This window comes from Pseudomonas baltica (assembly GCF_031880315.1).
GTDB lineage: Bacteria > Pseudomonadota > Gammaproteobacteria > Pseudomonadales > Pseudomonadaceae > Aquipseudomonas.
Genome location: NZ_CP134771.1, coordinates 2,695,848 through 2,709,360, shown reverse-complemented (window position 1 = coordinate 2,709,360; position 13,513 = coordinate 2,695,848). Strand labels below are relative to the sequence as shown.

The following is a 13,513-nucleotide window of genomic DNA, read 5'->3' as shown; positions in this document are numbered from 1 at the left end:
TGCCCCAGGAGTTTCCATGGCCAAGGCCAAGCGCATGTACGGCTGCACCGAGTGCGGCGCCACCTTCCCTAAATGGGCCGGACAGTGCGGCGAGTGCGGCGCGTGGAACACCTTGGTGGAAACCGTGCTCGACCAGACCTCCGCCGCACCGCCCAGCGGGCGCACCGGCTGGACGGGCCAGCAGGCGCAGATCCGGACCTTGGCAGAAGTCAGCGTCGAGGAAATCCCGCGTTTCTCCACCGCATCCGCCGAGCTGGATCGCGTCCTGGGGGGTGGCCTGGTCGATGGGTCGGTGGTGCTGATCGGTGGCGACCCCGGTATCGGCAAATCGACCATCCTGTTGCAGACGCTGTGCAATATCGCCACGCGCATGCCGGCGCTGTACGTCACCGGCGAAGAATCCCAGCAACAGGTCGCCATGCGTGCGCGGCGCCTGGGGTTGCCCCAGGACAAGCTGCGGGTCATGACCGAGACCTGCATCGAGGTCATCATCGCCACGGCCAAGGTCGAGCAGCCCAAGGTGATGGTGATCGACTCCATCCAGACCATCTTCACCGAGCAGTTGCAGTCCGCCCCCGGTGGCGTGTCCCAGGTCCGCGAGAGTGCGGCGCTGCTGGTGCGCTACGCCAAGCAGAGCGGCACGGCGATCTTCCTGGTCGGCCACGTCACCAAAGAAGGCGCGCTGGCGGGGCCGCGGGTGCTGGAGCACATGGTCGATACCGTGCTGTATTTCGAAGGCGAATCCGATGGCCGCTTGCGCTTGCTGCGCGCGGTGAAGAACCGCTTCGGCGCCGTCAACGAGCTGGGCGTGTTCGGCATGACCGATCGTGGCCTCAAGGAAGTCTCCAATCCGTCGGCGATTTTTCTGACTCGTGCGCAGGAAGAAGTGCCCGGCAGCGTGGTCATGGCCACGTGGGAAGGCACCCGGCCCATGCTGGTCGAAGTGCAGGCGCTGGTGGACGACAGTCATCTGGCCAACCCGCGCCGCGTCACCCTCGGCCTCGACCAGAATCGCCTCGCCATGTTGCTGGCGGTGCTGCATCGCCATGGCGGCATCCCCACCCACGACCAGGACGTGTTCCTCAATGTGGTGGGCGGCGTGAAGGTGCTCGAGACCGCGTCGGACCTGGCCTTGCTGGCGGCGATCATGTCGAGCCTGCGTAACCGGCCCCTGGCCAACGACCTGCTGGTGTTCGGCGAGGTCGGGTTGTCTGGCGAAGTGCGCCCGGTGCCCAGCGGCCAGGAACGCCTCAAGGAGGCCGCCAAGCATGGCTTCAAACGCGCCATCGTGCCCAAGGCCAACGCGCCGAAGGAGAATCCGCCTGGATTGCAGGTCATTGCGGTGACGCGGCTGGAACAGGCGCTGGATGCATTGTTCGAGTAAACCGATGCTGACCCTTTGCGACAAGCGCGCCGATAATGGCGAGGAGCGCTGGGTTGGCATTGGCTGGAGGGTGTCGCGGGTGGGTGTAGTGGTTTTCACCAGATCGACAGGAAATGTCATACGCTTCATTTCGGCCCGCAGGGCCACACGTGAAGTTACTGCGCCATTACCTACACGCACATCAAGGCAGATCGCTGTGCCAGCAGGGCAGCGCTAATCTGTGCTAGGTTGTTGCGATCAATTATCAGCTGAGGGCGTATCCCATGAGCTCGACACCTTTGAATGCAGTCGCTGAAGGCTACGGGCCGGTCAAGGCAGTGATCTTCGACATGGACGGGCTGTTGCTCGACACCGAGGGCGTGTACACCGAAGTCACGCAGATCATCGCTGATCGCTACGGTCGCACCTTTGACTGGAGCATCAAGCAGAACACCATCGGTCTTGGGGCCGGTGACCTGTCGAAGTACATCGTCAGCGCACTGGACTTGCCACTCAGCCCCGAGGAGTTCATGGAGGCTCGTGCGCCTTTGATGTACGAGCGTTTCCCCAAGGCCGGCGCTATGCCGGGTGCGGAGGCGCTGGTGCGGCACCTCAAGGCCCACGGAATCCCGGTAGCGGTAGGCACCAGCTCTTCGCTGCACTATTTCGATCTGAAGATCACCCGCCACCGTGAGTGGTTCGCGCTGTTCGATACCATCGTCACGGCGGACGACCCGCAGGTAGGCGCGGCCAAACCCGCGCCGGACATCTTTCTGGTCGCCGCCGAGCGCCTGGGCGTGAACCCGGCCGATTGTCTGGTGTTCGAGGATTCACCCTTCGGCATCACCGCCGCCAAGGCCGCTGGCATGTTCGCTCTTGCCGTACCCGACTCGGCGATGCCTGCCAGCAAATACACCCACGCCGACGGCTTGTTGCCCAGCCTCGAGGCATTTGTGCCGCAAGCTTGGGGGTTGCCGGCGCGTTGACGAGAAACGTCAGGCCTGGCGTTCATCCCTTGCAGTCACACCGCCAGCAACGCCGCCAGCTCTCGCTCCAGCTCCGCCTCATCGCCCAGGTTAAGCTCGATCAAGCGCCGCAGGTGGCTGATTGAATCCACGTCGATATGGCTGCAGTGAAAGCCCAGCTGGTTGTGGTCGTCGTGTACCAACTCGACTTCCATGACGACGGGGGTGTCGTCGTTCAGGTGGATGTTGGCGGTAAACGCCTGCTGGGGGTCACCTTCCCAAGGCTGCGGCTTTTCGATCAGCAGCCCTTTGAGGGACAGGTCCAGCAGTTTCACCGACCAACTGTGGCCGGCCTGGCTCAGTTCGGTCTTGGCGTCGAATGCAATGCGTACGAAGCGCCGACGTTCGGCGTGGGTGTCAGTCATGATCGATCTCTCCTGGGTTGCCTGACTATAGCTCAGCGCGCCGAAGGCGATGGCGAACCGGTCGACAATCCGCACCTGCGACCCATAAAAATATCCATGCCACGCCTCTAGGACGAACGTGGGGGTGCTCTTTGGCGTAACTCTGGCTAAACTCGAATGGCTGGTTTCCGTATCCCCTAGCTGGAACTAAAACATGAAAAATAATAATAGTCTGCTACGCCATCTGCCATGGCTCGTAGTGGCAGTCATAGGAGCGGGCGCATTGGGTGTCGTTGCCCTGCGCCGAGGTGAACCGATCAACGCTTTGTGGATCGTAGTGGCATCTGTCGCGATCTACCTGATCGCTTACCGTTACTACAGCCTGTTCATCGCCACCAAGGTGATGCAGCTCGACCCTAACCTCGCCACGCCGGCGGTGGTCAACAATGATGGACTCGATTACGTCCCGACCAACAAACATATCCTGTTCGGCCATCACTTCGCCGCGATCGCGGGTGCAGGCCCGTTGGTCGGCCCGGTACTGGCGGCGCAAATGGGCTATCTGCCCGGCACGCTGTGGCTGATCGCCGGCGTGGTGCTCGCGGGGGCGGTGCAGGACTTCATGGTCCTGTTCCTCTCCACCCGTCGCGACGGCCGCTCGCTGGGCGACATGGTGCGTGAGGAAATGGGCCGCATCCCTGGCACCATCGCGCTGTTTGGCTGCTTCCTGATCATGATCATCATCCTCGCGGTACTCGCGCTGATCGTGGTCAAGGCGCTGGCCGAGAGCCCTTGGGGCATCTTCACGGTCATGGCGACCATCCCGATCGCGATGTTCATGGGCGTCTACATGCGCTACATCCGCCCTGGCCGCATCGGCGAAATTTCCCTGATTGGCGTGGTGTTGCTGCTGGCGTCCATCTGGGCTGGCGGCCAGATCGCCGCAGATCCGGTGTGGGCCAAGGCTTTCTCGTTCACCGGTATCCAGATCACCTGGATGCTCATCGGCTATGGTTTCGTCGCCGCCGTGCTGCCGGTATGGCTGATCCTCGCGCCACGGGATTACCTGTCGACCTTCCTGAAAATCGGCACCATCATCGCCCTGGCGATCGGCATTCTGGTGACCATGCCCGAGCTCAAAATGCCGGCGCTCACCCAGTTCACCGATGGCACCGGGCCGGTGTGGAAAGGCACGCTGTTCCCCTTCCTGTTCATCACCATCGCCTGTGGCGCGGTATCGGGCTTCCACGCGCTGATCTCGTCGGGTACTACGCCCAAGTTGCTGGATAACGAAGTCAACGCACGTTACATCGGTTACGGCGGCATGCTCATGGAGTCGTTCGTGGCGATCATGGCCATGGTCGCTGCTTCGGTGATCGAGCCTGGCGTGTATTTCGCCATGAACAGCCCAGCCGCCGTGGTAGGTGGTGATGTGGTTGCCGTGGCGACGGCAGTCAGCAACTGGGGCTTCGCCATTACCCCTGAAGCGCTGACGGCGGTTGCCCACGACATTGGCGAAACCACCATTCTGGCCCGCGCCGGTGGCGCGCCGACGCTGGCGGTCGGTATCGCGCAGATCCTTCATCAGGTGCTGCCCGGCCAGAACACCATGGCGTTCTGGTACCACTTCGCGATTCTGTTCGAGGCGCTGTTCATCCTGACCGCCGTCGATGCCGGTACCCGTGCCGGGCGCTTCATGCTGCAGGATCTGCTCGGTTCGTTCGTGCCCGCACTCAAGCGTACCGAGTCGTGGGGCGCCAACGTGCTCGCCACTGCCATTTGCGTGGCGTTGTGGGGCTACCTGTTGTATCAAGGCGTGATCGATCCGCTGGGCGGCATCAACACCTTGTGGCCGCTGTTCGGTATCTCCAACCAGATGCTGGCCGGTATCGCCCTGATGCTCGGCGCGGTGGTGCTGGTGAAGATGAAGCGTCAGCGCTATGTGTGGGTGCCGCTGGTGCCGGCGGTGTGGCTGTTGATTTGCACCACCACGGCAGGCTTTATCAAGCTGTTCGATGCCAGCCCGGCGGTGGGCTTCCTGGCGCTGGCCAAGAAGTACAGCGACGCCCTGGCGGCCGGTCAGGTGATCGCGCCGGCCAAGAGCGTCGAGCAAATGCAGCACGTGATCTTCAACGCGTACACCAACGCGACCTTGACCGGGTTGTTCCTGTTCGTGGTCTTCGCGATTCTGTTCTTCGCGATCAAGGTCGGCGTTGCGGCCTGGGGCAAGAAGGAACGCACCGACAAGGAGGCACCATTCCAGGCGCAGCCCAATGTGTGATCAACCGAGGGTAGCGCCATGTTCAACGACCTGAGCCGGCTGGGCAAATACCTGGGCCAGGCTGCGCGCCTGATGGTCGGAATGCCTGACTACGACAATTATGTCGAGCACATGCAGACCGAACATCCGGACAAGCCGATGATGAGCTACGAGGCGTTCTTCCGAGAGCGCCAAGAGGCGCGTTACGGCGGCAAGGGCGGGCCCAAGTGCTGTTGACGCTCCGCTAATCCTGTAGCGAGGGGGGGCTTGCCCCCGATTGCGGACTTTCAGTCATCTCAATCTGGCTGATACACCGTCATCGGGGCCAAGCCCCCTCGCTACATACGAGACACGCATTTTTGAAGTTGGAGGCAACGTTTGACCCTTCCCATCCCCGTCACCGTCCTCAGCGGCTTCCTCGGCGCCGGCAAGACCACCTTGCTGCGCTACCTGCTACGCGCCGAACACGGGCTGAAAATCGCCGTGATCGAAAACGAATTCAGTGAAACCAGCATCGACACCCACCTGCTGGGCGACGAGCCGGTGCAGGTCATGACCCTCGCGAACGGCTGTGTGTGCTGTACCATCCACACCGACCTGACCAAGGCCCTGTACCTGCTCCTCGAACGACTGGATAACGGCACCATTGCCTTTGATCGCCTGGTCATCGAGTGTACTGGTCTGGCCGATCCGGCCCCGGTGGCGCAGACGTTCTTCATCGACGAAGAGCTGCGCGAGCGCTACATCCTCGACGGCATCATCACCTTGGTCGATGCCGCCAATGCCGATACCCATCTGGCCCAGACCATCGCCCAGGCGCAGGTCGGTTTTGCCGACCGCCTGCTGCTGAGCAAGACCGATCTGGTTGCAGCCGATGTCGTCGATGCGCTGAGCGCGCGCCTGACCCGCATCAACCGACGGGCACCGATCCGTATCGCTCAGCAGGGCGAGATCGACCTCGCCGAGTTGCTGGATGTGCGTGGCTTCAACCTCAATGCCGACCTGGGCGGTGGTCTGAGTCTGCGGCCTGTCGTCGGTACCTCGGCGGACCGTATCTCGAGCCTGGTGCTGCGCACCGAGAAGCCACTGCACATCGATCGCCTCAGCGATTTCATGAACGGCCTCCTGGAAACCCACGGCAAGCAATTGCTGCGCTACAAGGGCGTGCTGAACATCGAAGGGGAATCGCGGCGGCTGGTGTTCCAAGGTGTACTGAAGCTGTATGGCTTCGACTGGGATACCGAGTGGGGTGAAGATGAATCCCGTGAAAGCGTGATGGTGTTCATTGCCGATGAGCTGCCCGAAGCGCATATCCGCCGCTCGTTTGAGGACATGCTCGATGAGATTGAGAGCGAGCCCTGAATCCTGACGCGATGATTATGTAATGACTGGCAAGTGCCTGGCGCTCCTAGAGTCTTGGTTCATCCAAAGACAAGGTACTCGCCATGAATCTGCATCGTTACCGGGCTGCTATCGGGCTGTCACTGACACTGACTCTCACTGCACCGGCCGTAATGGCCGACCCTCCAGCGCCACGCTTTCTGGATAATGCCGACGGTCTGAATACGCTGTGGAATGGAGTCGGTAAGCTGGAAACTTCCGCCAGTGGGTGTACGGCGTTCCTCATCGATACGCGCAGTGCCGACCACGCTCAAACGCCTGCCTACATACTCACCGCTGGCCACTGCGTCGACAAGTCTCCCTCTAGCGTCATCCTTGACCAGCCCATTGAGGGTACGGTGGTGTTCAATTATTTCAAGGACACCGCTGAAACCCGGACCAGTGTTGCGCTAAGCCAGGTCAAATGGTCGGCGATGCACGGGGCCGACCTGGCCATTATCGAACTCGACAGCACGCTGGACCAGTTGACCGAGGCGGGGATCAATCCGTTGGCGCTTACGACCAAGCCTGTCGACGGAAGTGAAATGGTGATACTCGGTATCCCTGGTGCAGACACCCTGCAGTGGTCTGGCTGCAAGTCGGAATGGGCCGGCACCCTTATCGAGGCACCCTGGGTTTGGCGGCACCAGGTCAAGAACAACTGCCGTGGCGTGACCCAAGGGGTGTCTGGTGCCCCTGCTATCGATCCTGCGGGAAACCGCGTGTTCGCCGTGATTGGCACCACGACCGGTGGCAGTTCGGCAGACAGTCGTCAGAACGCGCCCTTTGAGGTTGTGGACGGCGTCGCGCACTGGCGCGACGTCACCAACTACGGCTCGACCGTAGAGCATCTACCCGCCTGCTTTGCCGAAGGGCGCTTTGACAGCACCCGTCAGGGCTGCGGCTTGCAGCCCAGCTTCTCGGTGATTCCCGACGCCGATCAGCCACCTTTGCAGGATATGAAAATGCGTCGGGATGAGCGCGGAGAGCTGATTGCACCTAGCTGGAATTATCGGTTCAGCATCAGCACACCCCATTATCGTTACAAGGCGGTTGGCGACGCCCAGGAGTGCGAAAGCGCAGTGGGCTACAGCCAAGCGCTGGACGCTCAGGACGCGGTGATCGACGATATCCTGCCGACGCAGACAGGTGTGCACGCGCTGTGTATTTTGGGGGTAGAGTCCGACCAGCAGCGATCCTGGCCAGGCCTGCTACGCAACAGTGTGACGCACGCGGTACAGCTCCACGATCCCAGCCCAGCTCGCGCGCCCCGCATAAGCCATGAGTGGAGCGATGACGGCAAGCTGTTGGTTCTCACTTATGTCTCCCAGCCACACACCACCACCTTGAAACTCAAGCGCGGTCTGGCGGGCGAAGTCGACTGCAGTGATGAGGAGGGTTACGTCTTCTTTGATCACAATATAGCGATGGTCCGCGGGTTGGACGAACCACCGCTGCAGTTGTGTGCCTACGGCCTCGATAGCAATGGGGCGCTTTCGGAGCTCAAGGTGCACTCGATTCCTGAGGCCTGACTCGATAACGGATGCATTTTCAATCAGTAACAAAAAGCCCGGCTCACTGAGCCGGGCTTTTCATGTCACATCAACGCGATCAGCCATAAACCGGCAGCTTGGCGCAGATGGCCTTGACCTTCTCGCGCACGGCGTCGATCACCGCTTCGTTGCCCAGGTCAGCCAGGATGTCGCAGATCCAGCCGGCCAGTTCCTTGCACTCAGCCTCTTTGAAGCCACGGGTGGTGACGGCCGGGGTGCCGAAACGCAGGCCCGAGGTCACGAACGGCGAGCGTGGATCGTTCGGTACGGAGTTCTTGTTGACGGTGATGAAGGCGCGACCCAGGGCGGCGTCGGCATCTTTACCAGAGATGTCCTGCTTGATCAGCGACAGCAGGAACAGGTGGTTTTGCGTACCGCCCGACACTACGTCGAAGCCGCGCTCGATGAACACGCCAGCCATGGCCTGGGCATTTTTCACCACTTGCTGCTGGTATTCCTTGAACTCAGGCTGCAGCGCCTCTTTGAAGCAGATCGCCTTGGCCGCGATCACGTGCTCCAGCGGGCCGCCCTGGGAGCCAGGGAAAACGGCCGAGTTGAGTTTTTTCTCGATGTCGGCGTTGGCACGGGCCAGGATCAGGCCGCCACGTGGACCGCGCAGGGTCTTGTGGGTAGTGGTGGTCACGACATCGGCGAACGGCACCGGGTTCGGGTACACGCCTGCCGCGACCAGACCAGCCACGTGGGCCATGTCGACGAACAGGTAGGCACCGACCTTGTCGGCGATTTCGCGGAAGCGCGGGAAGTCGAGGATCTGCGAGTAGGCAGAGAAGCCGGCCACGATCATTTTCGGCTTGTGTTCGACCGCCAGGCGCTCGACTTCGTCGTAGTCGATCAGACCATTGCCGTCGATACCGTACTGAATGGCGTTGTACAGCTTGCCCGACGAACTGACGCTGGCGCCGTGGGTCAAGTGACCGCCGTGGGCCAGGCTCATGCCCAGGATGGTATCGCCCGCCTGCAGCAGGGCCAGGTAGACCGCCGAGTTGGCTTGGGAGCCGGCGTGTGGCTGGACGTTGGCGTAATCGGCACCGAACAGTTGCTTGGCGCGATCGATGGCCAGTTGCTCGACCACGTCGACGAACTCGCAGCCGCCGTAGTAACGCTTGCCTGGATAGCCTTCAGCGTACTTGTTGGTCAGCACCGAGCCTTGGGCTTCCATGACAGCCGGACTGGTGTAGTTTTCGGAAGCGATCAGCTCGATGTGCTCTTCCTGGCGCTGGGCTTCTTGCTCCATGGCGGCAAAGAGATCGGCGTCGTACTTGGCAATAGTCAAATCACGGCGGAACATGGCGGTCCTCGAGGATCGGTCAGAAAAGGGGGGCATTCTAACCCATCAAAAGTTATCTGGCATATGAATGCCAATCATCCCTTGGACGAGCGGGATTCATATGGGCTGCATCAGACGACAGATTGGCGGCGCGCCGTTCGCGAGCAAGCTTCGCTCCCACAGTGCCAGCGTTGCGGCGGCGTCCACCTGTGATTCCCAGAGTGCTGACAGATCCGGCGGCGTCCACCTGTGATTCCCAGTGTGCTGACAGATCCGGCGGCGTCCACCTGTGATTCCCAGAGTGCTGACAGATCCGGCGGCGTCCACCTGTGGGAGCGAGGCTTGCCCGCGAAGAGGCCCGCAAGATCACCGCAATCAATCGAACATGAACAACGCATCGTTGCTGAACTGCGCCTCGAACCGATTAGCCGGCATCGGCCTCCCGAACAGATAACCCTGCACCTCATCACAGCCGTGCTCACGCAGGAACTCCAGCTGCTCGTGGGTCTCTACGCCCTCGGCGATCACTGCCAGGTTCAGGCTGTGGGCCATGGCGATGATCGCCCGAGCGATCTGCGCGTCCTGCTCGCCCGACGGCAGGCCATCGACGAACGAACGGTCGATCTTCAGCACGTCGATGGGGAACTGCTTGAGGTAGTTGAGCGACGAATACCCCGTGCCGAAGTCGTCCACCGCAATGCTCAGGCCGAGAAACTTCAAGCTGTCGAGGATCAACATGGCCTCGTTGACCTCGCGCATCAGGATGCTTTCGGTCAGTTCCAGCTCCAGGCAGGCGGGCGGCAGGCCGGTTTCCTTGAGAATAGTGGCGATCCGCGTCCCCAGTTGGCCGTCCGAGAACTGCCGGGCGGAGATATTCACCGAGACCTTCGGCACGCGTACCTTGGCCGCGTGCCAGGCCTTGAGTTGGCGACAGGCTTCGGTAATGACCCAGTCGCCGACATCCACCACCAGGCCAAGCTCTTCGAGTACCGGGATGAAATCCCCGGGTGGCACCAGCCCGCGCCGTGGATGGCGCCAGCGCAGCAGCGCCTCGGCACCGGTCAGGCGCTTGCCGTCGCCGCTGAACTGCGGCTGGTAATACAGCACGAATTCTTCTTGCTCCAGCGCGTGGCGCAGGTCGCTTTCCAGCTCCAGGCGCTCGAGCGCCGTGGCGTTCATGTCGGCCTGGTAGAACTGGAAGTTGTTCTTGCCGCGCTCCTTGGCGTGATACATCGCCGTGTCGGCATTCTTCATCAACTGGCTCAGCTCGTTGCCGTCCTGCGGGCTGAGGGCGATGCCGATACTGGCGGTCACGAAGAACTCGCGGCCTTCGAGCACGAACGGCTTCACCAGGCTGCCGAGGATCTGCTCGGCTACATGAATGGCGCGATTGAGGGCGATTTCGCGGCTGGCGCCGGGTTGCAGCAGCAGCGTGAATTCGTCGCCGCCCATGCGGGCCACGGTATCGTCGTCATCGACGCAGCCGAGCAGGCGCGTCGCCATCTCCTTGAGCATGCGGTCGCCGGCGGCGTGGCCCAGGGAGTCGTTGATCGGCTTGAAACGGTCGAGGTCGAGGAACATCAACACCACCCACGACTTCTGCCGCTCCGCCGATTGCAGGGCGGTGTGCAGGCGGTCCTGGAACAGCGTGCGGTTGGGCAGGTGGGTGAGGGCGTCGTAATAGGCCAGGCGATGAATGCGTTGCTCGCTGGCCTTGCGCTCGCTGATGTCGCTGAAAAAGCACACGTAGCTGGCCAGGTCGCCTTCGTCATCGACCACCGCGGTGATGCCGACCCAGGCGGGGTAATGCTCGCCGCTGCGGCGCTTGAGCCTGACCTCACCCTCCCAACTGCTGCGCTCGTGCAACTGCCTGATGATGTAGGCCAGATGGGCTTCCTGTTGGTCCACCACGGTGAGCATCTTGGGCAATTCGTCGAGGACCTGCGACACCTCGTAACCGCTCACGCGGGTGAAAGCGTCGTTGGCCTGGACGATATAGCCGGCGGGGTCGGTGATGAGGATCGCCGAGGTCGAGTGCTCGAACACCGTGGCGGCCATGCGCACGTCTTTTTCGGCGCGACGCTGCTGACTGATATCGCGGCCGACGCCCAGGATGCCCTCGAATTGATCGTTTTCGTCCCACACCAGTACCAGGCGCAGTTCGATCGGTATCTTGCGGCCGTCGGCGCGCAGGCAGTCGAACAGGAACAGCTGAGTATGCAGCGTGCGCCGCAGCTCGGCCATCGCCTCGGTTGTCTCGAGCGCGCGATAGAGACGCTCGATCAGCGCTTCGAGGTTCCCCAGCTGCGCCGGGTTGGCGATGATCGCCTGCCAGCCCTGATCGAAGATCGATGCCACGTCGTAGCCGAGCACGGTCTGCACCGACGGGCTGACATAGTTGAGTTGCAGGCGGCTATCGGTGGAGAAGATCACGTCGCTGATGCTTTCGGCCAGCATCCGATAGCGTTTTTCGCTGTCGCGCAGAGACTCGCTGGCCGCCAGTTGCTCGGTGATGTCCTTGGCCACCCCGATGATCCGCGTCACCCGCCCGTTAGCGTCGCGCGCCAGAGTTTGTTCACGAATGTCGAAGCGCCGCCAGCCGCCGTCCAGATGCTGAAAGCGGTATTGCACCTGCAAGGGACTGGCATAACCCGTATCGCGCTGGTGCTGGCGCAGATTGTGATAGTGGGCAGCGTCATCGGGGTGCAGCAGGGTTTCCCAGAACTGCTCGCCTTTTTCTTCCAGCTCGCCTTTGCGGTAGCCCAGTATCTCGCCCAGGTGGTTGTTGCTGTAGATCTGCGACCGGCTGAGCACGTCGCCCACGTACAGGTGGTCCGGCACGGTGCTGACCACGTTGGACCAGAACCGCTCGCGCTCCACCAGCGAGAGCTCGATCTGCTTGCGGCGGGTATTGTCGCTGAGGCTGAGGATGACCGCGTGGTAGTCGTCGGACTGCTCGGGGAAGCGCACCATGACCCACACGTGTCGATCGGGCCCGTTGGCATCGGTCAAGCGCACTTCGATCTCGACTTCGTGCTGGCGATCGAGCAGCGCTTCGACCACCTGATAGCCCACACCACGTGAGCTGTCCGATCCCTCCAGCAATTGCCGCCATTGACCCTGGTTGATATCAGGGCCCAGCAGGCTCACGGCCACCTGGTTGATTTCGGTAATACGCAGCTGTTTCATCAGCAGCGGCAGGCGGTCAGGGTGGATGCTCAACCAGCGATCGAGTTCTTCGCGGCGCTTGATGGCAATACCGTGCAAAAAATGCTGGACGTCGCTGAGATCGAGCACGCACAGGGCCACGCCGGTGCCTTCGAAAATATCCTGATAACGCCGGCGCCCGGCCTGCAGCTCGCGCTGGCGGCGGCGCAGGTTGAGCAGAGCGACGCCCGGCAGCAGCGACAGCAGAATCCCCAACAGGCACTTGGCCAGCAACGCCGGTATCAGCGCCCGGCGCGCCTGGGACTCGTCATACAGGGTGCGCAGCTGCCAGTCGCTGTTGCTCAGCCGCGACATCATCAGGCTCTGCTCATGCTCCTGGGGGGTGAGCTGCGTAGCGGTATGCGGGGTATTGTCCTCGCGACGAATGACCTGGCCGCTCAGGTGATTTTCCAGCAGCCAGTGCTCGGTGCTGGCGCGGCCGGCCTGATGCGTGAGGGTTTCATAGACGCCCGGTTGCAGGCGCAGCAGCCAGCGCGCGCCGTCGTGGCTGGCAGGCTGATTGAGCAGCAGGTAGATCCAGTCACCGTTGGCACTGTTGCTGTAGAAGTAGCTTTGGCCGGCAGTGCGCGCGGCGATGCGGCGGATCTCGTCCTGATCGCCGCTTTGCGCCACGCTGTCGGCGATCACCCGCCCGGCATCGTCGAGCCAGGCCACGCTGTGCAGATCGGGCAACGCCTGGCGCAGATTGTCGAGCAGGGTGGCCTTGTCGGTGGAGGTCGCCCAGGACGGGTTGCTGAGCATCTGGTTGAGGCCGATCTGGGCATACAGCGCCATGCCGCCATCAACCTGCGCGGTGAGGTCGGTGCTGTAGTCCAGCGCGCGCTGGCGCTGTTCGGCCTGGGTGCGCTGGAATTGGTCGATCAGTTGCCAGAACAACAACGCCAGCAGCAGCAAGGCGAGCAACGCCAGCGCGCTTTTTATGGAGCCGTGCAGAGATGTGCCAGTTTCCTGGCCTTTGAGGCGCGACGGCGACGGCTGCGGGAACTGGGTCAAGCTGGTTCATCCTGCGATAGGGCGGACTGGGCAGGTGGGGGTCGCACGGGCAAAACTGGCGCCTGCGTGTCACTCACAG

General features: G+C 62.1%; 10 protein-coding genes. 7 read left to right on the top strand and 3 right to left on the bottom strand.

Annotated features, from left to right (window positions below; genetic code table 11):
- Positions 1 to 16: 16 nt before the first annotated feature.
- The 3 genes from radA to REH34_RS11965 are packed head-to-tail and all read left to right on the top strand — an operon-like array spanning position 17 to position 2,349.
- Positions 17 to 1,384, top strand: coding sequence for a DNA repair protein RadA (radA, locus tag REH34_RS11975; protein ID WP_226506480.1), 1,368 nt, complete (start codon positions 17 to 19; stop codon positions 1,382 to 1,384).
- Complete coding sequence (locus REH34_RS11970) at positions 1,368 to 1,601, top strand: BrnT family toxin (RefSeq protein WP_311971751.1); 234 nt, start codon at positions 1,368 to 1,370, stop codon at positions 1,599 to 1,601. The genes radA and REH34_RS11970 overlap by 17 nt, the downstream gene beginning before the upstream one ends.
- 46 nt (positions 1,602 to 1,647) lie before the next feature.
- The gene (locus tag REH34_RS11965; protein WP_311971750.1) at positions 1,648 to 2,349 is read left to right on the top strand and encodes an HAD-IA family hydrolase; all 702 of its coding nucleotides are present in this window, start codon (positions 1,648 to 1,650) and stop codon (positions 2,347 to 2,349) included.
- A gap of 35 nt (positions 2,350 to 2,384) precedes the next feature.
- Here the strand turns inward: REH34_RS11965 and REH34_RS11960 are convergent, their stop codons facing one another.
- Complete coding sequence (locus REH34_RS11960) at positions 2,385 to 2,753, bottom strand: PilZ domain-containing protein (protein WP_226506374.1); 369 nt, start codon at positions 2,751 to 2,753, stop codon at positions 2,385 to 2,387.
- Between the two features lie 193 nt (positions 2,754 to 2,946).
- Here REH34_RS11960 and REH34_RS11955 point away from each other — a divergent pair, with 193 nt between their 5' ends.
- The 4 genes from REH34_RS11955 (at position 2,947) to REH34_RS11940 (ending at position 7,904) form a co-directional block, all read left to right on the top strand.
- The gene (locus tag REH34_RS11955; protein WP_311971749.1) at positions 2,947 to 5,013 is read left to right on the top strand and encodes a carbon starvation CstA family protein; all 2,067 of its coding nucleotides are present in this window, start codon (positions 2,947 to 2,949) and stop codon (positions 5,011 to 5,013) included.
- Between the two features lie 18 nt (positions 5,014 to 5,031).
- Complete coding sequence (locus REH34_RS11950; RefSeq protein WP_226506376.1) at positions 5,032 to 5,229, top strand: YbdD/YjiX family protein; 198 nt, start codon at positions 5,032 to 5,034, stop codon at positions 5,227 to 5,229.
- Between the two features lie 141 nt (positions 5,230 to 5,370).
- Positions 5,371 to 6,354, top strand: a complete 984-nt coding sequence (yjiA, locus tag REH34_RS11945) for a GTPase (protein ID WP_311971748.1) — start codon at positions 5,371 to 5,373, stop codon at positions 6,352 to 6,354.
- 83 nt (positions 6,355 to 6,437) lie between these two features.
- On the top strand, positions 6,438 to 7,904 hold the full coding sequence (locus tag REH34_RS11940; protein ID WP_311971747.1) for a trypsin-like peptidase domain-containing protein: 1,467 nt from the start codon (positions 6,438 to 6,440) through the stop codon (positions 7,902 to 7,904).
- Positions 7,905 to 7,983: 79 nt separating this feature from the next.
- Here REH34_RS11940 and glyA read toward each other — a convergent pair whose 3' ends face one another.
- Both glyA and REH34_RS11930 read right to left on the bottom strand, forming a co-directional pair.
- Entirely contained in the window at positions 7,984 to 9,234 is a 1,251-nt protein-coding gene (glyA, locus tag REH34_RS11935; RefSeq protein WP_226506379.1) for a serine hydroxymethyltransferase, read from the bottom strand.
- Between the two features lie 354 nt (positions 9,235 to 9,588).
- Complete coding sequence (locus REH34_RS11930; protein WP_311971745.1) at positions 9,589 to 13,434, bottom strand: EAL domain-containing protein; 3,846 nt, start codon at positions 13,432 to 13,434, stop codon at positions 9,589 to 9,591.
- Positions 13,435 to 13,513 lie beyond the last annotated feature (79 nt).